Source organism: Geodermatophilus sp. SYSU D00710 (assembly GCF_054050195.1).
In genome coordinates, this window is the sequence record NZ_JBJGYX010000021.1 from 37,805 (window position 1) to 60,140 (window position 22,336).

Genomic DNA, 22,336 nt, shown 5'->3' on the forward strand with positions numbered 1-22,336 from the left:
TAGGTCAGCGCGGGTCGAGATCCGCCGAGCGGGCCTCGCGCGCGCCGATGCGGCGGGCGATGTCGCCGAGCAGCTCCGCGCCGACCGGGCTGTCGACGACGACGGCCATCAGCGCCTCACCGCCCCGGGTGGTCCGGCTGACCTGCGCGCCGGCGATGTTGATCCCGGCCTCGCCCAGCGCCGCGCCGACGGTGCCCACGACGCCGGGCCGGTCCTGGTAGAGGAAGAACAGCAGGTGGCCCGAGAGGTCGAGGTCCATGTCGAAGCCGTCGACCTCGACCAGCTTGGGCACCTGGTTCTTGCCGAACAGCGTCCCGGCGACGGCGATCTCGCGGCCGTCGGCCATGACGCCGTGCACCCGCACCAGGTTGCGGTAGTCGGGGCTCTCGACGTCGCTGGTCAGCGAGACGTCCAGGCCGCGCTGCTCGGCCAGCAGCGGGGCGTTGACGTAGGTGACCTGCTCCTCGACGACGTCGGAGAAGACGCCCTTGAGGACGGCGAGCTGCAGCACCGAGTCGTCGAACTCGGCCAGCTTGCCCCGCACGTCGACGGTCACCGACTGCGCGAGCCCGCCGGCCACGGCGGTGAACACGGTGCCCAGCTGCTCGGCCAGCGGCAGGCCGGGCCGGACGTCCTCGGCGACCACGCCGCCGGCCTGCACGTTGACCGCGTCCGGCACGAACTCGCCCTGCAACGCCAGGCGCACCGAGTGGGCCACGGCGGTGCCCGCCTTGTCCTGCGCCTCCGTCGTCGAGGCACCCAGGTGGGGGGTGACCACGGTGGTGGGCAGCCCGAAGAGCGGGCTGTCGGTCGTGGGCTCCTGCGCGTACACGTCGATGCCGGCGGCGGCGACCTGGCCCGACCGCAGCGCGTCGGCCAGCGCCGCCTCGTCGACCAGCCCGCCGCGGGCGGCGTTGACGACGATCACGCCGCGCTTGGTGGTGGCCAGCTCCGCGGCGCCGATGAGCCCGAGCGTCTCCGGCGTCTTCGGCAGGTGGACGGTGATGAAGTCGGCCTCGCGGAGCAGCTCCTCCAGCGACACCATCCGCACCCCGAGCTGCGCGGCGCGGCCGGGCTGGATGTAGGGGTCGTAGGCGATCAGCGTGGTGCCGAAGGCGGCCAGCCGCTGGGCGACCAGCTGGCCGATGCGGCCCAGGCCGACGATGCCGACCACCTTGTCGGTGACCTCGACGCCCATGAACCGCGACCGCGCCCACCGGCCCTCGCGCAGCGACGCGTCGGCCGCGGGGATCTGCCGGGCGGCGGCCAGCAGCAGCGCGACGGCGTGCTCGGCGGCGCTGACGACGTTCGACGTCGGGGCGTTGACCACCATGACGCCGCGCTCGGTGGCCGCGGCGACGTCGACGTTGTCCAGGCCGATGCCGGCGCGGGCGACGACCTTCAGGTTGGGTGCGGCGGCCAGCGCCTCGGCGTCGATCCGGGTGGCGCTGCGGATCATGACGGCGGCGGCGTCGGCGAGCGCGGGCAGCAGCGCCGAGCGGTCGGCACCGTCGACGTGGCGGACCTCCACGTCGTCGCCGAGCACCTCCAGCACGCTGGGGGCGAGCTCCTCGGCGATCAGGACCACGGGGGCGCGCTCGGTCACGGGGCCACAGCCTAGGGACGAGGCGGATCCGACCCGGTCACGGGCCGGGAACTTCCCGTCCCAGGGGCCACGACATCCCGCTGACGGGGTAGTACCTGTTTGCCGTCGTCCCTGGTACCCCAGCATCCTGGCGGCCAGCAGCGCCGGCACCGGCCGACGCCTCCGGAGGGGACCATGACCGACTTCAGCAAGGACCAGGGCCAGGGCCGCGACCCCGGGCGTGACCCCGGTGAGGGCGGTGCCACGCCGTACGGCCGGCAGGACCAGCCGTCCGGCTCGTCGCAGTACGACCCGCAGGGGCAGTCGTCCGGCGAGACGGCCGGGCAGTCCTACGGGCAGCAGCCGGGGCAGTACGGCCAGCCCGGCCAGTACACCCAGCCCTACACCCGGCAGCCCCAGCCCCCGCAGCAGTACGGGCAGCAGGAGTACGGCCAGCAGGAGTACGGCCAGCAGGAGTACGGCGGCCAGTCCTACGGACAGCAGTACGGGCAGCAGCAGTACGGCCAGCAGTACGGGCAGCAGGGCTACCCGCAGCAGTACGGGCAGCAGGGCTACGGCACCGAGCAGTACGGGCAGTACGGGCAGGCCTACGGCCAGCAGTACGGGCAGGGCGGCGTCCCGGCCAAGCCCGGCAGCGTGGTGACCGCCGTGGTGCTCGGGTTCGTCTTCGGCGCCATCGGCGTGCTGTTCAGCCTGCTCCTGATCTTCGCCGGGGCCCTGGCCAGCGGCGCCGGTGACGAGCTGGACAACGAGATCCCCGGCTTCGGCTCGGTCGCCGGCGCCGTCGGCGGCGTCATCCTGGTGTTCGGCCTGCTGGCGCTCGTGTGGACGGTGCTCATGATCTGGGGATCGGTCTGGGCGCTCACCGGCCGGAGCCGCGTGATGCTCCTCGTCGGCGGCTCGATCGCGCTGGCGGTCACCCTGCTGGGCCTGATCGGCAACCTGGCCGACGCCCAGAACGCGGGCGCCGGCGGGATCATCACCAGCCTGCTGTTCTTCCTCGGGTCGCTGGCGATCGTCGTCCTGCTGTCGATGAAGCCGGCCGCGGCGTTCTTCGCCGCGCACCGCGCCCGCCGCGGCCGCTGACCATCCCCCCGCCGAGGGACCGCCCGCGACGGCGGGCCCCCACGGGGCGTGGTCCCAGCCCTACACTCCGCCGACCGCCGACCCGGCGCCGTCCGTCCGTCCAGAGGAGATCCGCAGGCACATGACCAGCCCGAGCTTCGACAACAACACGCCGCCGGGTGGTCAACCCGGGTCCGGGGTGCCCGGCCAGCAGCCCTACGGCCAGCCCGCCTACGGGCAGCAGGCGTACGGGCAGCAGCCCTACGGGCAGGCCCCGTACGGCCAGCCGGCGCCCTACGGCAACTTCACCGGCCCGTCCCCCTACGGCGGTGGGCCGTCGGGCCGGCGTCCCGGCCAGGTCACGGCCGCCGCGGTCATCGGTGTCGTCATCGGTGGCCTGGGCTCGCTCTTCGGCCTGCTGGCGCTGCTGGGCATCGGCCTGCTGTTCGCGCTGAGCCCGCTGCTCGGGTTGGTCACCCTCCTGGCGATCGCCACGGCCGTGGTCGTCCTCGTCGGCGGCATCCAGGTGCTCACCGGCAAGGGCCCCCGGCTGCTCCTGCTCGGCAGCTACGCCTCGGTCGGCATCCAGCTGCTGACCCTGGTCATCTCACTGGCCGTCGGCGGCGGGTTCGAGTTCTCGGCGCTGCTGGGCTTCCTGCTGCCGGGGCTGATCATCTTCCTGCTGCAGCAGCCGCACGCGAAGCAGTACTTCGCCTCCCGGGGCCTGTCGTACTGAGTCCCACCCCGTCCCGACGCGCAACGGCCCCCGCTGCCAGCAGGCAGCGGGGGCCGTTCGCGTTGCCGGACGCTACGAGCGGGCGGCGGTGCCGGTGTAGTCGTCGGAGGCCGACACCCAGCTCATCAGGCCGCGCAGCTTGCGGCCGGTCTCCTCGATCGGGTGCGCCTCGGCCGCGGCGCGGCGCCGCGTGAAGTCGGGGGCGCCGGCGTCCTGGTCGGCGATGAAGGCCGCGGCCCACGAGCCGTCCTTGATCGCGGCCAGGACCTCCTTCATCGACTCCTTGACGCGGTCGTCGATGATCTTCGGGCCGGAGGTGTAGTCGCCGTACTCGGCGGTGTCCGACACCGACCAGCGCTGCTTGGCGATGCCGCCCTCGTACATGAGGTCGACGATCAGCTTGAGCTCGTGCAGGCACTCGAAGTAGGCGACCTCGGGCTGGTAGCCGGCCTCGGTCAGCGTCTCGAACCCGGCGGTGATGAGCGCGCTGGCGCCGCCGCAGAGCACCGCCTGCTCGCCGAACAGGTCGGTCTCGGTCTCCTCGGCGAACGTCGTCCGGATGACGCCGGCGCGGGTGCCGCCGATGGCCTTGGCGTAGGACAGCGCGAGCGGCAGGGCCTGCCCGGTGGCGTCCTGCTCGACGGCGACCAGGCAGGGCACGCCCTTGCCGTTCTCGAACTCGCGACGGACCAGGTGGCCGGGGCCCTTGGGGGCGACCATGGCGACGTCGACGCCGGCCGGGGGCTTGACGTAGCCGAACCGGATGTTGAAGCCGTGACCGAAGAACAGCGCGTCGCCGTCCTGCAGGTTGGGCTCGATCGACTCGGTGTAGAGGGTCCGCTGCACGTGGTCGGGGGCGAGGACCACGACGAGGTCGGCCTCGGCGGCGGCCTCGGCCGGCGTGACGACGCGCAGGCCCTCGGCCTCGGCCTTGGGCCGGCTCTTCGAGCCCTCGGGCAGGCCCACCCGGACGTCGACCCCGGAGTCGCGCAGCGACAGGGCGTGCGCGTGGCCCTGGCTGCCGTAGCCGATGACGGCGACGGTGCGCCCCTGGATGATCGACAGGTCGGCGTCGTCGTCGTAGAAGATCTCGGCGGCCATGCGGTGGTGCTCCTCTGCTGTGGTGCCTTTATCGCGATAAAGGCCGGTTGGGACGGTCGGGGACTAGGCGCTGCGGTCGACCGGGCGCAAGGTACCGGCGCCGCTCATCGACCGCGGTCCGCGGCCCAGGGCGACGGTGCCCGACTGCGCCATCTCCTTGATCCCCAGCGGGGCGAGGACGGCGAGCAGGGCCTGCAGCTTGTCCGGCGTGCCGGTGGCCTCGAGGGTCACCGTGTCGGTGTTGACGTCGACGACGCGGGCGCGGAACAGCTCGGCGGTCTGCAGCACGGTCGTGCGGTCGGCCAGCGGGGCGCGCACCTTGACCAGCAGCAGCTCGCGCTGCACCGCCGCGCCGCCGTCGAGCTCCACGATCTTGATGACCTCGACGAGCTTGTTCAGCTGCTTGGTCACCTGCTCCAGCGGCGCGGACTCGGCGTCGACGACGATCGTCATCCGGGACAGGTCGGGGTTCTCCGTCGGGCCGACGGCGAGGGACTCGATGTTGAACGCGCGCCGGCTGAACAGCGCCGAGACGCGGGCGAGGACACCGGCCTTGTTCTCGACCAGGACCGACAGGGTGTGGCGGCTCATCAGACCTGTCCCTCTCCGAAGACCGGGCGCAGGTCGCGCGCGGCCAGGATGTCGTCGTTGCTGGCGCCGGCGGCGACCATCGGCCAGACCTGGGCGTCGGCGCCGACGACGAAGTCGATGACCACCGGGGCGTCGGTGATCGCCATGGCCTTCTCGATGACGGCGTCGACGTCGTCCTTGGTCTCGCAGCGCAGCCCGACGCAGCCCAGCGCCTCGGCCAGCATGACGAAGTCGGGGATGCGCACCGGCTTCGGCCGGCCCTCGTCGTCCACCGGGTGCAGCTTGGTGTTGGAGTAGCGGCCCTCGTAGAACAGGGTCTGCCACTGCCGGACCATGCCGAGGTTGCCGTTGTTGATGACGGCGACCTTGATCGGGATGCCCTCGATCGCGCAGGTGGCCAGCTCCTGGTTGGTCATCTGGAAGCAGCCGTCGCCGTCGATGGCCCAGACGGTGGCGTCGGGGCGGCCGTACCGGGCGCCCATGGCCGCGGGCACGGCGTAGCCCATGGTCCCGGCGCCGCCGCTGTTGAGCCAGGTGCCCGGCTTCTCGTACCGGATGAACTGCGCGGCCCACATCTGGTGCTGGCCGACCCCGGAGGTGTAGATCGCGTCGGGGCCGGCGATCGCGCCGATCCGCTCGATGACGTACTGCGGCGACAGCGAGCCGTCCTCGGGCCAGTCGTAGCCGAGCGGGTAGCGGGTGCGCCAGTCGTCCAGCTGCGCCCACCAGGCGGCGAGGTCGGGCGTGCGGCCGGCCTCGTGCTCGGCGCGCAGCGCGCCGACGAGCTCGGCGATGGTCTCCTTGGCGTCCCCGACGATCGGGACGTCGGCCTTGCGGTTCTTGCCGATCTCGGCCGGGTCGATGTCGGCGTGCACCACCAGTGCGCCGGGCGCGAAGGTCGACAGCTTCCCGGTCACCCGGTCGTCGAACCGGGCGCCGAGGGCCACGAGGACGTCGGCCTTCTGCAGCGCGGTCACCGCGGCCACGGTGCCGTGCATGCCCGGCATGCCCAGGTGCTGCGGCGAGCTGTCGGGGAACGCGCCGCGGGCCATGAGGGTGGTGACGACGGGCGCGCCGGTCAGCGCGGCGAGCTCGGCCAGCTCCTCGGTGGCGCCGGCCTTGAGCACCCCGCCGCCGACGTAGAGGACCGGCCGGCGGGCGCCGGCGATCAGCGCCGCGGCCTCGCGCACCTGCTTGCCGTGCGGGCGGGTGGTCGGCCGGTAGCCGGGCAGGTCCAGCCGCGGCGGCCAGGCGAAGTCGGTGGTGGCCTGCAGCACGTCCTTGGGGATGTCGACCAGGACCGGGCCGGGGCGACCGGTGGCGGCCAGGTGGAAGGCCTCGGCGATCCGCTGCGGGATCTCCGCCGGGTCGGTCACCAGGAAGTTGTGCTTGGTGATCGGCATCGTGATGCCGCGGATGTCGGCCTCCTGGAAGGCGTCGGTGCCGATCGAGGCGCTGGGCACCTGGCCGGTGATGGCCACGATCGGGACCGAGTCCATGTGGGCGTCGGCCAGCGGCGTGACCAGGTTGGTCGCGCCCGGCCCGGAGGTGGCCATGCAGACGCCGACCCGGCCGGTGGCCTGGGCGTAGCCGGTGGCCGCGTGACCGGCGCCCTGCTCGTGCCGCACCAGGACGTGGCGGACGTGGGAGTCGAACAGCGGGTCGTAGGCGGGCAGGATCGCGCCGCCGGGGATGCCGAAGACGACCTCGACGCCGACGGCCTCCAGCGAGCGGACCAGGCTCTGCGCGCCGGTGATGCCCGAGGCCGGCCGGGCGGCGGACTCGGCGATCGAGCGGGCCGTCGTCTCGACGCCGGTGAGGGCGGCGGCGGCCTCTCGGGTGGCGGACTCACTCCGGGTGGTGGTCATGCGGGGCGTCTCCTGGGCCGGACGTGCGGGGGTCGTGCGGTTCGGGTGCCTGCTCGGGCAAGAAAAAACCCCTCGTGCCGCGGGCACAGAGGGGCGTAGCGCGTCGGTCGGTCGACCGGCGCGCTAGGCGACTACGAGGAGCAGGCAGGCGGAGGGCACGACGACACTGTGCGCCTCCCCCGCCGGGACGTCAACCACGCCGTCCCACTCCGTGGGACGGGCTCGCCCGCGTCATGGGACGGCGACGGGCTCCCGGACGGCGTCGGCGAGCAGGGCGGGGTCGAACCCGTCGACGAGCGCGGGCAGGTCGGCGGCCGGCACCGGGCGGCCGATCAGCCAGCCCTGGAGGAAGGTGCAGCCCAGCCGCGTGAGCACCTCGAGCTGGGCGGGGGTCTCGACGCCCTCGGCGACGACGTCCATGCCGAGCGTGCGGCCGAGGTCGACGACGCTGCCGACCAGCGCCGCGCCGCGGGGGTCGGTGTCGATGCCGGAGACGAACCCGCGGTCCATCTTCAGCACCTGCACGGGCAGCCGGGCCAGGTAGGCCAGCGAGGACCAGCCCTTGCCGAAGTCGTCGAGGGACACGATGCAGCCCAGCGCCGACAGCTCGGCGAGCTCGCTGAGCAGCCGCTCGTCGTCGTCGATGAGGACGCTCTCGGTCACCTCGATCATCAGCATCCGCGCGGGCAGCCCGGAGCGGCGCAGGGCGCGGGTGACGTCCTCGACCAGGCAGCGGGCCTGCAGGTGGCGCACGGAGATGTTGACGCCGAGCTTGAGGTCGCGGCCGCCGGCGACCAGGCGGGCGTGCTCGGCGGTCGCGGTGTCCAGCACCCAGCGCTGCAGCGGCACGATGAGGCCGTCCTGCTCGGCCAGCCCGATGAACTCCTCGGGGGAGACCGGGCCGAGCTCGGGGTGGTCCCAGCGGGCCAGCGCCTCGACGCCGAGGACGCGCCGCTCCGCGGTGCCCGCGACCGGCTGGTAGACCAGCCGGAGCCGGCCCTGCTCGATGGCGGCGGGCAGGTCGCGGGCCAGCCGGCTGCGCCGGGCGGACTCCTCGACGAGGGCCTCCCCCGACGCCCGGACGCCGTTCTTGCCCTGCGCCTTGACGGTGCGCAGCGCCAGGTCGGCCTCGCGGACGGTCGCCGAGACGTCCGCGCCGGGCAGCACCTCGGTGACCCCGACGCTGGCCGAGACGTGCAGCAGCGGGCCGGAGTCGTCGTGGCGGCGGGTGTGGTCCAGCCGCCGGACCAGCCGCTCGGCCAGGGCGAGCGCCTGCTCGGGGCCGGCGTCGACGACGAGGGCGAACTCGTCACCGCCGAGGCGGGCGACCAGGTCGGTGGCGCGGGCCTCGGCGCGCAGCGCGTCGGCCACCTCGCACAGCAGCCGGTCCCCCGCGTCGTGGCCGGCGACGTCGTTGACCGCCTTGAAGCCGTCGAGGTCGACCAGCAGCACGCAGGCGCTGCGGCCCCGGCCCGCGCGGTCGAGGGCGGTCTCGAGCGCGGCCATGAAGCGGGCCCGGTTGGGCAGGCCGGTGAGCGAGTCGGTGTAGGCCAGCCGCTCCAGCTCGCGGTGGGTGGCGCGGCGCTCGGTGACGTCGCGCAGGTGCAGTACCAGGCGCTCGGAGCGGCCGGCGTCGCGGACCGCGCCGGAGACCTCGACGTCCCGCCAGGTCCCGTCGGCGGTCCGCAGCCGGCCGGCCAGGGGCAGCGCGGCGGCGGAGTCGTCGCCGAGGGCGGCGGCCACGCGGTCGAGCAGGTCGGCGTCGTCGGGGTGCAGCAGGGTCGCGAACGACCGCCCGACCAGCTCCTCCTCCGGCCGGCCGAGCTGCGCGGCGACCGGCCCGGACACCGCCGAGACCCGGCCGGCGGCGTCGAGGACGACGGTGACCGCGTCGCCGCTGTGCACCAGCGCGCGGAACGACCCCTCGGTCCGCTCGAGGCGGCGGGTGAGACGGGCGGCGTCGAGCGCCCACAGCAGCGTGCGGGCCGAGGTGAGCACCAGCAGGACGACGGCGCAGGCGGCCTCGGCGGCGGTCACGGGGCGGCCGGTCACCGCGGCGCTGCAGACGGCCACCAGGGCCAGGGTCGCCGTCCCGTGCGCGAGGACCCCGCCCCGCAGCGGCAGGGCGCGGCCGGCCGGCAGCGGCGCGCCCTCCCCCGGGTCGGCGGCGGCGGCGCGGAGGCCCGCGCCCAGCATGGTCAGCCAGCCGAGCACGGTGAGCACGCCCCAGCCGGCCGCGGCGTCCGGCGTCGCCCGCTCGACCGCGCCGCAGAGCGCCACGACGGCCATCGCGAGGAAGGCGCCCAGCAGCCAGGTGGCGCTGCGCCGGCGCGGCTCGGCGACGGCGGTGACCGCGACCAGGCCGACGCCGGCCAGCACCGCACCGACCAGCGGGTACCCGGCCGTCACCAGCCCCGGGCCGCCCGCGGTCCCGGTCACGAGGTCGGTGAGCAGGACCGCGCCGCACAGGGCGAGGGACAGGGTGACCACCACGGCGTCGAGCAGCACCCGTGTGCCGACCCGGCGGGCCGACCGCGGCGGGAGCAGCAGCAGTGCCGCGGCCACGCCCAGCGGCACCCCGGCCAGGGTGAGGAGGTCCTCGACCCCAGCGGCGGGCAGGTCCCGGGCGGGGCGGGTCAGGGCCAGCGCCTGGCCCAGGGCGAGCAGCGCCCCGGACGCGGCCAGCGCCCACCAGGGACGCCCGGCGCGGCCCGGCCGGCGCAGCGCGCACGGGACCAGGACGGCGGCCGACGCGGCCGACGCCAACCCGAGGACGGCGGGCACCACGGTGACCGTCGCCGGGGACCCGGTGAGCTGCAGCGCCGTCGTCGCGGCGCCGAGCAGGGCCAGCAGCACCTGCACGGCCGTCCCGGCGCGGGCGGGGAGGTCACGCACCGCGCACCACCCGGACCGCCGGCTCCCCCACCGGCGCGGCCGCCAGCCCGACCAGGCCGGGCCACAGCGCGCCGGCGTTGTCCTGCAGCACGTGCGCCAGCTCGGCCGCCGGCAGCGGGCGGGACAGCAGGAAGCCCTGCGCGAAGCCGATCCCCATGCCGCGCAGCACGCCGAGCTGCGCGGGGGTCTCCACGCCCTCGGCGACGACGTCGAGGCCGAGCGTGCGGCCGATGGTCACCACCGACTCGCACAGCGCGCGGCTCTGCCGGTCGCGGTCGACCCGGGAGACCATCGCGCGGTCGAGCTTGAGCACGTCGATGGGCAGGCGGGTGAGCTGCACCAGCGAGGAGGAGCCGGTGCCGAAGTCGTCGAGCGCCACGTGCACGCCCATCAGGCGCAGCGCCGAGACGTCGCCGGCCGCGGAGTCGCCGTCGGCGAGCACGGTCGCCTCGGTGATCTCCAGGACGAGCCGCTCGGGCTCCAGCCCGGAGTCCGACAGCGCGCCGGCGACGTCCTCGACGAGGGTGCGGGCGGCGACGTGCGCGGCGGAGATGTTGACCCCCAGCCGCAGCGGCACGCCCCGGACGGCGGGCAGCGCGGCGGTGGTCGTGCACGCCTCCCGGAGCGCCCAGCGCTGGAGCTCGGCGATGACGCCGGCGCGCTCGGCGACCGGGACGAACTCGCGCGGCGGGACCTCGCCGAGCTCGGGGTGCCGCCAGCGCAGCAGCGCCTCGACGCCGGTGACCCGCTGCTCCTCCATCGAGACGATCGGCTGGAAGGCCAGCCACAGCTCGCCGCGGGCGGCCGCGCCGGCGACGTCCTCGCGCAGCCGGTCGCGGCGCGCGGCGGCCGCGCCCAGCGCCGGGGTCCACAGGGTGGCGCGGGCCGTACCCGAGGCTCGGGCGGTGGTGACGGCCAGCTCGGCGCGGGCGGTCAGCTCGGCGACGCCGAGGCCGGGCTCGACCACGACGACGCCGACGTCGCCGGTGAGGTCGAAGACGCCTGCGGGGGTGGTCACGGGCTGCTCGATGACGCCCAGGCAGCGGTCGCCGAGCAGGACGGCGGTGTCGGCGTCGCCCGCCGCGAGGACGCCGAACGTGCCGCCGGCCAGGCGGGCGACCACCTCCTCGCCGCGGACGGTGGCACGCAGCCGCCGGCCGAGCTCGACGAGGACGGCGGAGACGGTGTCGCGGCCGGCGTGCTCGCGCACGGCGTCGAGGCCGCGGACGTCGACCAGGAGCACCGCGGGGCCGGGGACGGGGCCGGACACGGCGGCGGCCAGCGCGGCGTGCCAGCCGGCCCGGTTGGGCAGGCCGGTCAGCTCGTCGGCGTAGGCGACCTCCTCGAGGGCGCGCTCGCGGGCCTCGCGCTCGGTGACGTCGCGGCAGTGCAGGACGACGGCCGCGACCGACTCCTCGGCCCGCAGGTCGGAGACGCTGGCCTCCAGGCAGCGGACGCCTCCCGCCGCGTCGCGCAGGTGCAGCGTCACCAGCCCGGCGGTGCCGTCGGGGCCGCCGTCGAGGACCCGCCGCAGCCGGGCGGCGTCCTCGGGGTCCATGGTCCCGGGCCGGCCCGCCGCGCCGGTGAGCAGGTCGCGGCCGGCCAGCTCGGCCGGCGTGGTGCCCAGGAGCGCGGCCAGCGCCGGGGACGCCCAGTCGACCCGCAGCCGGCGGTCGAGGACGAGCACCGCCTCGCGGGTGGAGTGCAGCAGGTTGCGGAAGTAGGCCTCGTCGTGGCGCAGGCGGGCGCTGCGCTGCTGGTCCTCGCGGGCAGCGACCCAGCGGTGCGCCGCCGACAGCGCGACGCACAGCAGGACCCCGGCGAGGGTCACCCAGGTCGGTGCGGTGCCCACCGCCAGCGGGACGAGGGCGGTCGCGACGACGACGACCAGCGCGAGCTGCGGCAGCACCGACCGCAGTGCGACGGCGAGGCCGCCGGCCGGGACGTCGGAGGACGCGGGAGCCGCGGCCGGGCCGGTGTCGAGGGAGCGCGCGAGCACCAGCAGCGCCAGCCCGAGGACGACGGCGACGCGGGTGGCGGCGACGACGTCGGGCGCGCCGAGCAGCGCGGCGGAGGTGCCGGCGCCGCGGCCGGCGGCGAGCAGCACCAGCGCGCCGAGCAGGACGCCGGCCATGCGCTGGCGGTGCGCCTCGACGGCGCCGAGGACGGTGAGCGCGGCGGCCATGACCGCCCCGGTGGCCGCGACGGCAGCGCCGAGCACGAGCTGCGCGCCGAGGGAGAGGGTGGTCCAGCTGGTCCCGGGGCCGACCATGAGCACCTGCATGACCACCACCGCGGCCGTGCCGAAGAGGGCGAGCTCGAGCACGGTCCGCGAGCCGGTGGCGCGCAGGGTGGCGCGCCCGGCCATGCCGAGCAGGCCGGCCACCGTGACCACGTAACCGGGGACGGTCGGCAGCCAGCGCAGGACCACCTGGTGCAGCACGGTGTCCGGCTGGGCGGCCCAGGAGACGACCAGCGCGAGGACGGGGAACAGCGGGGCGAGGGCGAGCAGCCGCCAGGGGCGGTCGGCGGGCCCGCCGGTGCGGCTGGCGGCCCACAGCGCGGCCGACGTCGCCACCCCGGCCAGGCCGGTGACGACGTCGCCGAGCAGGTGCAGCGCCGGGACGGCGGTGGCGCACACGCACGCCACGGCGGCCGGGACGGCCGTCGCGAACAGCCACCTGGTCCGTCGCTCCACACCCCGGGTGTCGGCACCCCGGCGGACCCGCCACACCCCGCCCCGGGACCGCTCACCCCAACGAGGGGGGAACGCCCCGGGTCAGCCGCAGATGGCGCCCGAGGCCGCGGAGCCGACGAGCTTGGCGTACTTGCCGAGGACGCCGGTGGTGTAGCGCGGGGGCAGCGGCTGCCACTCCGCTCGGCGGCGGGCCAGCTCGGCGTCGTCGACCAGGAGGTCCAGCGTGCGGGTGGTGAGGTCGAGGCGGACCGGGTCGCCGTCGCGCACCAGCGCGATGGGGCCACCCTCGGTGGCCTCCGGCGCGACGTGCCCGATGCACAGCCCGGTCGTGCCGCCGGAGAAGCGGCCGTCGGTGAGCAGCAGGACGTCCTTGCCGAGCCCGGCGCCCTTGATCGCGCCGGTGACGGCGAGCATCTCGCGCATGCCCGGCCCGCCCTTGGGCCCCTCGTACCGGATGACGACGACGTCGCCGGACTGCAGCGTGCCCTCGGTGACCGCGTCCATGGCGCCCTGCTCGCCGTCGAAGACGCGGGCGGTGCCCTCGAAGACGTCGCGGTCGAATCCGGCCGACTTCACCACCGCCCCCTCGGGCGCCAGCGAGCCGTGCAGGACGGTCAGCCCGCCCGTCCTGTGGATGGGCCGGTTCATCGCGTGGATGATCGCGCCGTCGGGGTCGGGCGGGGCGATCTCGGCGAGGTTCTCGGCCATCGTCCGCCCGGTGACGGTGAGCGTGTCGCCGTGCAGCAGGCCGGCGTCGAGCAGCGCACGCAGGACCACCGGGACGCCGCCGATGCGGTCGATGTCGGTCATGACGTACCGGCCGAAGGGCTTGACGTCGGCCAGGTGCGGCGTGCGGTCGCCGATCCGGTTGAAGTCGTCGAGGGTCAGCTCCACCCGCGCCTCGTGCGCGATGGCCATGAGGTGCAGCACCGCGTTGGTCGACCCGCCCAGCGCCATGACCACGGTGATGGCGTTCTCGAAGGCCTCGCGGGTCATGATCTGGCGGGCGGTGATGCCCTTGCGCAGCAGGTTCACCACGGCCTCGCCGGAGGCGACGGCGAAGGCGTCGCGGCGGCTGTCGGGGGCCGGCGGGGCGGCGCTGCCCGGCAGCGCCATCCCGAGCGCCTCGGCGACGCTGGCCATGGTGTTGGCGGTGTACATGCCGCCGCAGGAGCCCATCCCGGGGCAGGCGGCCCGCTCGACGGCGGCCAGCTCGTCCTCGCTGATCAGCCCGCGGGCGCAGGCCCCGACCGCCTCGAAGACGTCGATGATCGTCAGGTCGTCGCGGTCGCCGAGCCGGCCGGGCAGCGTCGAGCCGGAGTAGAGGAAGACGCTGGCCAGGTCGAGGCGGGCGGCGGCCATGAGCATGCCGGGCAGCGACTTGTCGCAGCCGGCGAGCAGCACCGTGCCGTCGAGCCGCTCGGCGAACACCACCGTCTCCACCGAGTCGGCGATGACCTCGCGGCTGACCAGCGAGGCACGCATGCCCTCGTGGCCCATGGAGATGCCGTCGGAGACCGAGATGGTGCCGAACTCCAGCGGGAAGCCGCCCGCGGCGTGCACGCCCTCCTTGGCCCGCTTGGCCAGCCGGTCCAGCGAGAGGTTGCACGGGGTGATCTCGTTCCACGACGAGGCGACGCCGATCTGCGGCTTGTCCCAGTCGTCGTCGCCCATGCCCACCGCGCGCAGCATCGCCCGGGCGGGGGCCCGGGTGATGCCGTCGGTCACCTCACGGCTGCGGGGCTTGACGTCGGCGGTGGCGCGGGGCTCGTCCACGGTGGTCACGGGAAGGGAGGGTAGGCCGGTCCGCGGCACCGTCCCAGACGCGCTCGATACTGGTACCGCCACCACCACCGAGGAGCCGTCCGTGTCCGCCACCGCCCGTCAGGAGCTGGCCGGGTTCCTGCGCTCGCGCCGCCGGCAGGTCGACCCGCGGACGGCCGGGCTGCCCCCGTCCGGCGCCCGCCGCACGCCGGGTCTGCGCCGCGAGGAGGTCGCGCTGCTCTCGGGGGTGAGCGCCACCTGGTACACCTGGCTCGAGCAGGCCCGCGACATCCACCCGTCGCGGCAGGTGGTCGACGCGCTGGCCCGCACGCTGCGGATGTCGCCGGCCGAGCACGGCTACGTCCTGCGACTGACCGGGCACGGCGGCGCCCCGGTCGACCCGGCCGAGGGGATGCCCGGGCACGTGCAGCGGCTGCTCGACGCGCTGGGCCCCTCCCCCGCCTACGCCATCACCGCCGACTGGACGATCGCCGGGTGGAACCGCGCCTACGAGCGCTTCTACCCCGGGGTGGCCACCGTCCCCCTCGCCGAGCGCAACCTGCTGTGGCTGGTGTTCACCGACCCCGCGGTCCGTGCCCTGCTCGGTGACTGGCGCACCGACAGCCGCCGGTTCCTCACCCAGTTCCGCGCCGAGGTGGGCCCGCGGCTGGCCGACCCGGCCGTCGTCGACCTGGTGTCGCGCCTGGAGGCGGCCAGCCCGCACTTCCGCGCCGGCTGGGCCAGCCGCGACGTCGACCGGTTCAGCTCCGGCGAGCGGCGCTTCGAGCACCCGGAGGTCGGCACGCTGCTGCTCGAGCACCACCAGCTGACGCCGGCCGACGCCCCCGGGCTGCAGGTGGTCGTCTACACCGCCGCCGCGGGCAGCGAGACCGCCGGTCGGCTGCGGGTGCTCGCCGGGGGTCAGTCCCCCGGCGGCTGAGGGACGTCGAAGCGCCCGCCCGACCACCCGGCCAGCCGCGGCAGGTCGCGGGCGCGCAGCACCGGCAGCGGCACCTCCCCGCCCCCGCGGGTGACCAGCCGCAGCCGCGCGTTGCGGACGACGCGGATGCCGGCCAGGTCGTCCCACGCCACCCGGCGCTGCCCGAGCAGCCCGCGGGTGGTGATGCCCGCGTCGTCGACGTCGACGCCCACCCGCAGCACCCAGGCCGCGGCGAGCAGCGGCAGCAGCAGGACCAGCGCGGCGGCCGGTGACGCGGCGGCGAACGGCAGCACGCAGACGGCGAGGAACACGACGGGGAGCAGTGCGACCCGGCTCAGCCGCATGCGTGCGAGGACAGCCACGTCTCCCGATCATCCCCGCTCAGTAGGCGTCGACGACGTCGGCCAGCGGCTCCCCTGCCAGCACCCGCCGCAGCTGGGCGACGACGGCGTCCTGCGCGCGGGCACCGGCGTCGGGGACGGTGCCGGCCACGTGCGGGGTGAGCAGCAGGCCCGGCGCCGACCACAGCGGGTGGCCCGCGGGCAGCGGCTCGGGGTCGGTGACGTCGAGGACGGCACGCAGCCGGCCGCGGGTCAGCTCGGCGAGCAGCGCGCCGGTGTCGACGACGACCCCGCGCGCGGCGTTGACCAGCAGGGCGCCATCGGGCATGGCGGCGAGGAAGGCGGCGTCGACCAGGCCGGTGGTCTCCGCGGTGACCGGCACGATCACGACCACGACGTCGGCGTGCGGCAGCAGGGCCGGCAGCTCCCCGGCGCCGTGCACGCCGTCGCGGGCGGTCCGCCCGACGTAGGTCAGCTCGACGTCGAAGCCGGACAGCATCGCGCCGACCCGGCGGCCGATGTCGCCGGCGCCGACCACGAGCACCCGCGCCCCGACCAGCGACCGGTAGGGGCGCGGCGACCACCGGCCGGCGTCCTGCTCGCGCACCAGGTCGGGCAGTCCGCGCTGGGCGGCCAGCGTCGCGGCCACCACCCACTCCGCCGTCGCCGGGGTGTGCGCGCCGCGCGCATTGCACAGCACGACGCCGTCGGGCAGCCGGCCGGCGAAGCGCTCGGCGCCGGCGCTCTGCAGCTGGACCAGCCGCAGTCGCGGCAGCGCGGCGAGGAACTCCGGCGCCGGCGCGCTCCCGCCGAACGAGGGCACCCACACCTGCGCCTGGGCGGCCTCCCCCGCCGGCGGGCCGGCGTCGGCGTCGACCGGGACCGCGCGGACCCGCGGGGAGAGCTGCGCGACGGCGTCGGCCATCTCCCGGTCGGGGACCAGGACGGTCAGCGTCTCGTCGGGACCGACGACGTCGGTGCCGAGGATCTCCGGTGCCACGGCCCCCGACCGTAGGCAGCGGCCGGCCGGGCCGCCCGGCGGGCACCGCGCGCCCCGCCCGCGCCCGTACCCTGGGCCCGGTGAGGCGGCAGCGGGGACGGCGGGCGGCCGCCGCCGCGTGCACCGCGACCCTGACCCTGGTGCTCGCCGGCTGCGGCGACGACGGATACGAGCCCGCGGGGCCCTTCCGGCCGCTGCCCGAGGGGCCGCCGCCGCAGGTCGGGCCGCCGACGGAGTCCTCGCCCGCGCCGGCGCCCGGCGAGCCGGCCGACCCGAACTCGGGCCAGACGGGCGGGGACCCGAACGTGGTCGCGACCGACCTGCTCGTGCCCACCGGGCTGGTCGTGCTGCCCGACGGCACGGCGGTGGTGGGCGAGCGCGAGACCGGGCGGTTGCTGCAGGTGTTCCCCGACCGCTCCCCCGCGCGCGAGCTGATGGTCGTGCCCGGCATCGACACCGGCGGCGACGGCGGGCTGCTGGGCCTCGCGCTGTCGCCGACCTTCGACGAGGACGGGCTGTTCTACGCCTACGTGTCGACGGCGACCGACAACCGCGTCGTCCGCTTCCCGATGGGGGGCACGCCCAACCCGGTCCTCACGGGCATCCCGCGCGGCGAGACCCACAACGGCGGTGGCCTGCGGTTCGCCCCCGACGGCACCCTCTTCGTCGGCACCGGTGACACCGGGAACCCGGCGCTCGCGCAGGACCCGGCGTCGCTGGGCGGCAAGGTGCTGCACGTCGACGTCTTCGGGCAGCCGGCCAACGCCGCGGGCCCGGTGTTCAGCAGCGGGTTCGCCGACGTGACCGCGGTGTGCCTCAGCGGCGACCAGCCGGCCACCGTCTACGCCGTCGACGAGTCCGCCGCCGGGCCCGACGAGCTCAACGTGCTCAGCGAGGGCACCGACCACGGCTGGCCGGTCGCCGGCCCCGGCACGGCGGAGCCGGTGCTCCGGCTCGACAACGGGTCCGCCGGGCTCGGCGGGTGCACCGCCGCCGGCACCACGGTGTTCCTCGGCGCGCTCGACGGCCAGCGGGTGTACGTCGTCCAGCTCGACGGCGAGGGCAGCGTGGTCGAGCAGCCCGAGGAGCTGCTCGGCGGCCGCTACGGCCGGCTGCGCACCGTCGTCCTCGACGGCGAGGGCGCGCTGTGGATCACGACGTCGAACGAGGACGGGATCGGCACGCCCGCCGAGGACGACGACCGGGTGCTGCGGATCCTCCCGCCCAGCTCGACGGGCTCCAGCCCGGTCTCAGGACCCGAGCACCCGCTCCTCGAGCATCCGGCGGACCGTGGCCGCGTCGGCCTTGCCGCGGGTGGCCTTCATGACCGCACCGACCAGCGCGCCGAGCGCCTGCACCTTGCCGCCCTGCACCTTGGCGACGACGTCGGGGGCGCCGGCGATCGCGGCGTCGACGGCGGCCACCAGCTCGTCGGACTCCCCCAGCACCGCCAGCCCGCGGGCCTCGACGACGGCGCGCGGGTCGCCCTCCCCGGCCAGCACGCCGTCGAGCGCCTGCCGGGCCAGCTGGTCGTTGACGGTGCCCTCGGCGACCAGCGCGCTCAGCTCGGCGACCTGGCGCGGGGTGACCGCCAGCGCGGACAGCTCCACGCCGGCGTCGTTGGCGCGGCGGGCCAGCTCGCCCAGCCACCACTTGCGCGCGTCGGCCGGCGAGGCGCCCGCGGCGACGGTCTCCTCCACCAGCCCCAGCGCGCCGGCGTTGACCAGCCAGGCCATCTCGGTGGCCGACAGGCCCCACTCCTCGCGCAGCCGCACCCGGCGGGCGGCCGGCAGCTCGGGCAGCGCGGCGGCGAGCTTCTCCACCCACTCGGCGTCGGGGGCCAGCGGGACGAGGTCGGGCTCGGGGAAGTACCGGTAGTCGGTGGCCTCCTCCTTGCTGCGGCCCGGCGAGGTGCTGCCGGTGTCCTCGTGGAAGTGGCGGGTCTCCTGCACCACCCGGCGCCCGGCGTCGAGGACGGCGGCCTGCCGGCGCATCTCGAAGCGCACGGCCCGCTCGACCGACCGCAGCGAGTTCACGTTCTTGGTCTCGGTGCGGGTTCCCCACTCGAGGCTGCCGATCGGGGCCAGCGAGGTGTTGACGTCGCAGCGCAGGCTGCCCTGCTCCATGCGGACGTCGGAGGCGCCGAGAGTCTGGATGATCTCCCGCAGCTCGGTGACGTACGCGCGGGCGACCTCGGGCGCCTTCGCCCCGGCCCCGGCGACCGGCCGGGTGACGATCTCGACCAGCGGGATCCCGGCCCGGTTGAAGTCGACGAGGGAGTACTCGGCGCCGTGGATGCGGCCGGTGGCCCCGCCCACGTGCAGGTTCTTGCCGGTGTCCTCCTCGAGGTGCACCCGCTCGATCTCCACGCGGTACGTCTCGCCGTCGACCTCGACGTCGAGGTGCCCGGCGGTGCACAGCGGCTCGTCGTACTGGCTGGTCTGGAAGCCCTTGGGGATGTCCGGGTAGAAGTAGTTCTTGCGGGCGAAGCGCGACCAGGACGCGATCCGGCAGCCCAGGGCCAGGCCGATGCGGATCGTCGACTCGACCGCGACGGCGTTGGCCACCGGCAGCGAGCCGGGCAGGCCCAGGCACACCGGGCAGGTCTGGGTGTTGGGCTCGGCGCCGAAGACGGTCGTGCAGCCGCAGAACATCTTCGACTCGGTGCCCAGCTCGACGTGCGTCTCCAGGCCGATCACCGGCTCGTAGCGGGTGAGGACGTCGTCGAACTCGACGAGGGGCTCGGTCACGAGCGGGGGTCTCCCTTCGGGGCGGTGCTGCGCCCGGTCAGCCAGGCGCCGACCCCGGTCAGCAGGCCCAGGACGATGAAGACGGCGAAGACCGCCTCCCCGGTGGTCAGCCACAGGACCAGCCCGGCGACGACGACGAAGGCGGTCAGGCCCCAGGCGGCCTTGAGCGGGCCGGTCACGCGGCACGCTCCGCGAGCCGGTCGGTGAGCGGCGCGCCCAGCGCGGCCTCGACGGCGGCCGCGACGCGGTAGCAGCGGTCGTCGGCCAGGGCCGGCGCCATCACCTGCAGGCCGACCGGCAGGCCCTCGGACAGCCCGCAGGGCACCGAGATGGCCGGGACGCCGGCGAGGCTGGCCGGCAGGGTGCACAGGTCGGCGGCGTACATGGCCAGCGGGTCGTCCACGCGGGCGCCGATCGGCCAGGCCACGGTCGGGCTGGTGGGGCTGACCAGCACGTCGACGTCGTCGTACGCGGCGCTGAAATCGCGGCTGATCAGCGTGCGGACCTTCTGCGCCTGCCCGTAGTAGGCCTCGTAGTAGCCGGCCGACAGCGCATAGGTGCCGAGGATCATCCGCCGCTTGACCTCGGCGCCGAAGCCCTGCTCGCGGGTGAGCGCCATGACCTCGTCGACGTCGCGGCTGCCGTCGTCGCCCACGCGGATGCCGAACCGCATGCCCTCGAAGCGGGCCAGGTTCGACGACGCCTCGCTGGGGGCGATGAGGTAGTACGCGGGCAGCGCCAGCCCGAACGAGGGGCAGGACACCTCGCGCACCTCGGCCCCGGCGGCCTCGAGCAGCGCGACCGCCTCGGCGAACCGGTCGAGCACGCCCTGCTCGTACCCCTCGCGGGCGCCCTCGCCGCCGAGCTCGCGGACCACGCCGACGCGCAGGCCCGACAGGTCGCCGCCGGCGCCGCGGCGGGCGGCCTCCACCACGGTGGGCACCGGCGCGTCGATGCTCGTGGAGTCGCGCGGGTCGTGCCCGCCGATGGCCTCGTGCAGCAGCGCGGCGTCCACGACCGTGCGGGCCATCGGCCCGGCCTGGTCGAGGCTCGAGGAGAAGGCGATCAGCCCGTAGCGCGACACCGAGCCGTAGGTGGGCTTGTGCCCGACCAGGCCGGTGACCGCGGCGGGCTGGCGGATCGAGCCGCCGGTGTCGGTGCCGAGGGCCAGCGGCGCCAGCCGGCCGGCGACCGCGGCGCTCGACCCACCGGAGGAGCCGCCGGGGATCCGGTCGTGGTCCCACGGGTTGCGGGTCGCCCGGTAGGCCGAGTTCTCGGTGGACGAGCCCATGGCGAACTCGTCCATGTTGGTCTTGCCCAGGAGCACGGTGCCGGCGTCCTTGAGCAGGCGGGCGACGGTGGCGTCGTAGGGCGGGCGCCAGCCCTCGAGGATCCGCGAGCCGCTGGTGGTGGGCACGCCCTCGGTGACGAAGACGTCCTTGAGCGCGACCGGGATGCCGGCGAGGCCGGTGCCCGCGGTGCCCGACGCGTCGACCTCGGCGGCGCGGGCGAGCGCCGCCTCCTCGTCGACGTGCAGGTAGGCGCCCAGGGCGCCGTCCTCTGCGGCGATCCGGTCGAGGTGGGCGCGGGTGACCTCCACCGACGACGTCTCGCCGGCGGCCAGGGCCGCCTGCAGCTCGGCGGCGGTGAGGGCAGTGAGGTCGCTCACTCCTCCTCCCCCAGGATGCGCGGGACGCGGAAGCGGCCGTCCTCGGCGGCGGGGGCGCCGGCCAGGACGACGTCGCGGGGCAGGCACGGGGTGGCGACGTCGGCGCGCAGCACGTTGGTCAGCGGGACGGCGTGCGTGGTGGGCGTGACGTCGGCGACGTCGGCGCGCTGCACCTGGGCCACGGCGTCGAGGACCGCCCCCAACTGGCCGGCGAAGCGGTCGAGCTCCTCGTCGGTGACGGCCAGGCGGGCCAGCCGCGCGAGGTGCGCGATGTCCTGGCGGCCGAGGGCGGGCGCCGCTCCGCGGTCGCTGGTGGGCTCGGTGCTCATGCTGGGGCGGGACTCCTGTCGTCGGCGCCGTGCCGGCGCCAGGGACGCAACCCGGTCACTGTACGCGCGGGCGGTGGCGCCCCGGCCCGCGGCGGGGGCGGGCTCGACCGGGGGCCGCCCGGTGCGGGAAGCTGCTCCGGCACACCGATCGACGCGGATCGTCTGCCCCTCGACGTCGTCAGCGGAGGAACCGTGTCCTATCTCCTGCGGCTGGTCGTCCCCGACCGCCCCGGCCTGCTCGGCGCGGTGGCGACCGCCCTGGGCGACGCGGGGGTCGACATCGTCTCCCTCGACGTGCTGGAGCGCGGCGGCGGCGTGGCCGTCGACGACGTCGTCGTCGACCTGCCGCCCGGCCGGCTGCCCGACAGCCTCATCACCGCCGCGCAGGCGGTGCCCGGCGTGCAGGTCGAGTCCCTGCGGCCCTTCGCCGGCCCGCTCGACACCCACCGCGAGCTCGACCTGCTCGAGGCGCTGGCGCGCTCGGCGGAGGGCACCGCGGTGAAGCTGCTCGCCGCGGAGCTGCCGCGGGTGTTCCACGGCAGCTGGGCGGCGGTGCTGCGCGCACCCCACGGCGCGTGCGAGGTCCTCGCGGCCTCCGACGCCGCCCCGGCCTTCGAGGGCCTCGCGCTGCCGTGGCTGCCGCTCACCTCACCCCGGCTGCTGCCGAGCGAGGACGACTGGCTGCCCGAGCGCTGGCGGGAGATGGCGATCGAGATGATGGCGGCCCCCTTCGGCGACCCGGGCACCGCCGTGGTCCTCGGCCGCTCGGGCGGACCGGCGTTCCGCCGCTCGGAGCTGCTGCGCCTGGCGCACCTGACGGGCATCGCGACCACGGTCGCCCACCTCCCGCCGGCCTGAACACCGGCGGTGTCGGTCCGGACCGGCGTCCTCGCGGGGGTCGTGGCCACGGTCGGCCACCTCCTGCCGACCTGGACCCGCCTCTGAGCTGCACCTCTCCTATCCACAGGACTTGATCGACACTT

General features: G+C 75.7%; 17 protein-coding genes and 1 pseudogene. 5 read left to right on the forward strand and 13 right to left on the reverse strand.

The window, feature by feature from the left end:
• Positions 1 to 4: 4 nt before the first annotated feature.
• Entirely contained in the window at positions 5 to 1,606 is a 1,602-nt protein-coding gene (serA, locus tag ACI78U_RS11990) for a phosphoglycerate dehydrogenase (protein ID WP_456875541.1), read from the reverse strand.
• A gap of 174 nt (positions 1,607 to 1,780) precedes the next feature.
• On the opposite strand from serA, the gene ACI78U_RS11995 reads away from it, so the two are divergent.
• Together ACI78U_RS11995 and ACI78U_RS12000 are read left to right on the forward strand one after the other, a co-directional pair.
• The gene (locus ACI78U_RS11995; protein ID WP_456875542.1) at positions 1,781 to 2,692 is read left to right on the forward strand and encodes a hypothetical protein; all 912 of its coding nucleotides are present in this window, start codon (positions 1,781 to 1,783) and stop codon (positions 2,690 to 2,692) included.
• A 121-nt stretch (positions 2,693 to 2,813) separates the two neighbouring features.
• Positions 2,814 to 3,407 carry a hypothetical protein gene (locus ACI78U_RS12000; protein ID WP_456875543.1) on the forward strand — a complete coding sequence of 198 codons (594 nt, stop codon included), beginning with the start codon at positions 2,814 to 2,816 and terminating at the stop codon, positions 3,405 to 3,407.
• A gap of 72 nt (positions 3,408 to 3,479) precedes the next feature.
• On the opposite strand, the gene ilvC is transcribed toward ACI78U_RS12000, so the two are convergent.
• From ilvC to ilvD, 6 genes are all read right to left on the reverse strand, one after another.
• Positions 3,480 to 4,508 carry a ketol-acid reductoisomerase gene (gene ilvC / locus ACI78U_RS12005; RefSeq protein ID WP_456875544.1) on the reverse strand — a complete coding sequence of 343 codons (1,029 nt, stop codon included), beginning with the start codon at positions 4,506 to 4,508 and terminating at the stop codon, positions 3,480 to 3,482.
• A gap of 63 nt (positions 4,509 to 4,571) precedes the next feature.
• On the reverse strand, positions 4,572 to 5,099 hold the full coding sequence (ilvN, locus tag ACI78U_RS12010) for an acetolactate synthase small subunit (protein ID WP_456875545.1): 528 nt from the start codon (positions 5,097 to 5,099) through the stop codon (positions 4,572 to 4,574).
• Entirely contained in the window at positions 5,099 to 6,967 is a 1,869-nt protein-coding gene (locus tag ACI78U_RS12015) for an acetolactate synthase large subunit (protein WP_456875546.1), read from the reverse strand. The genes ilvN and ACI78U_RS12015 overlap by 1 nt, the downstream gene beginning before the upstream one ends.
• Positions 6,968 to 7,198: 231 nt before the next feature.
• Entirely contained in the window at positions 7,199 to 9,862 is a 2,664-nt protein-coding gene (locus ACI78U_RS12020) for a putative bifunctional diguanylate cyclase/phosphodiesterase (RefSeq protein ID WP_456875547.1), read from the reverse strand.
• Positions 9,855 to 12,560 (reverse strand): putative bifunctional diguanylate cyclase/phosphodiesterase, encoded by a 2,706-nt coding sequence (locus ACI78U_RS12025; protein ID WP_456875548.1) that lies wholly within the window; start codon positions 12,558 to 12,560, stop codon positions 9,855 to 9,857. The genes ACI78U_RS12020 and ACI78U_RS12025 overlap by 8 nt, the downstream gene beginning before the upstream one ends.
• 81 nt (positions 12,561 to 12,641) lie before the next feature.
• Positions 12,642 to 14,345 (reverse strand): dihydroxy-acid dehydratase, encoded by a 1,704-nt coding sequence (gene ilvD / locus ACI78U_RS12030; protein WP_456875549.1) that lies wholly within the window; start codon positions 14,343 to 14,345, stop codon positions 12,642 to 12,644.
• Positions 14,346 to 14,427: 82 nt separating this feature from the next.
• Here ilvD and ACI78U_RS12035 point away from each other — a divergent pair, with 82 nt between their 5' ends.
• The gene (locus ACI78U_RS12035; protein ID WP_456875550.1) at positions 14,428 to 15,264 is read left to right on the forward strand and encodes a helix-turn-helix transcriptional regulator; all 837 of its coding nucleotides are present in this window, start codon (positions 14,428 to 14,430) and stop codon (positions 15,262 to 15,264) included.
• Here ACI78U_RS12035 and ACI78U_RS12040 read toward each other — a convergent pair.
• Together ACI78U_RS12040 and ACI78U_RS12045 are read right to left on the reverse strand one after the other, a co-directional pair.
• Positions 15,246 to 15,626 carry a PH domain-containing protein gene (locus tag ACI78U_RS12040; RefSeq protein ID WP_456875551.1) on the reverse strand — a complete coding sequence of 127 codons (381 nt, stop codon included), beginning with the start codon at positions 15,624 to 15,626 and terminating at the stop codon, positions 15,246 to 15,248. The genes ACI78U_RS12035 and ACI78U_RS12040 overlap by 19 nt on opposite strands.
• A gap of 19 nt (positions 15,627 to 15,645) precedes the next feature.
• A complete protein-coding gene (locus ACI78U_RS12045) occupies positions 15,646 to 16,605 on the reverse strand; it encodes a 2-hydroxyacid dehydrogenase (protein ID WP_456875552.1) in 960 nt (319 codons plus the stop codon).
• A gap of 326 nt (positions 16,606 to 16,931) precedes the next feature.
• Between ACI78U_RS12045 and ACI78U_RS12050 the strand changes: the two are divergent.
• Positions 16,932 to 17,768: pseudogene (locus ACI78U_RS12050) on the forward strand (PQQ-dependent sugar dehydrogenase); the annotation flags it as partial.
• A gap of 87 nt (positions 17,769 to 17,855) precedes the next feature.
• On the opposite strand, the gene gatB reads toward ACI78U_RS12050, so the two are convergent.
• The 4 genes from gatB to gatC are packed head-to-tail and all read right to left on the reverse strand — an operon-like array spanning position 17,856 to position 21,353.
• Positions 17,856 to 19,355: an Asp-tRNA(Asn)/Glu-tRNA(Gln) amidotransferase subunit GatB gene (gene gatB, locus ACI78U_RS12055; protein WP_456875553.1), complete on the reverse strand. Its 1,500-nt coding sequence runs from the start codon at positions 19,353 to 19,355 to the stop codon at positions 17,856 to 17,858.
• Positions 19,352 to 19,534, reverse strand: a complete 183-nt coding sequence (locus tag ACI78U_RS12060) for a hypothetical protein (protein ID WP_456875554.1) — start codon at positions 19,532 to 19,534, stop codon at positions 19,352 to 19,354. The genes gatB and ACI78U_RS12060 overlap by 4 nt, the downstream gene beginning before the upstream one ends.
• Positions 19,531 to 21,024, reverse strand: coding sequence for an Asp-tRNA(Asn)/Glu-tRNA(Gln) amidotransferase subunit GatA (gene gatA, locus ACI78U_RS12065; RefSeq protein ID WP_456875555.1), 1,494 nt, complete (start codon positions 21,022 to 21,024; stop codon positions 19,531 to 19,533). The genes ACI78U_RS12060 and gatA overlap by 4 nt, the downstream gene beginning before the upstream one ends.
• A complete protein-coding gene (gatC, locus tag ACI78U_RS12070; RefSeq protein ID WP_456875556.1) occupies positions 21,021 to 21,353 on the reverse strand; it encodes an Asp-tRNA(Asn)/Glu-tRNA(Gln) amidotransferase subunit GatC in 333 nt (110 codons plus the stop codon). The genes gatA and gatC overlap by 4 nt, the downstream gene beginning before the upstream one ends.
• 192 nt (positions 21,354 to 21,545) lie before the next feature.
• Between gatC and ACI78U_RS12075 the strand changes: the two genes are divergently transcribed.
• The gene (locus ACI78U_RS12075; RefSeq protein ID WP_456875557.1) at positions 21,546 to 22,211 is read left to right on the forward strand and encodes an ACT domain-containing protein; all 666 of its coding nucleotides are present in this window, start codon (positions 21,546 to 21,548) and stop codon (positions 22,209 to 22,211) included.
• The last annotated feature ends 125 nt before the right edge of the window (positions 22,212 to 22,336 follow it).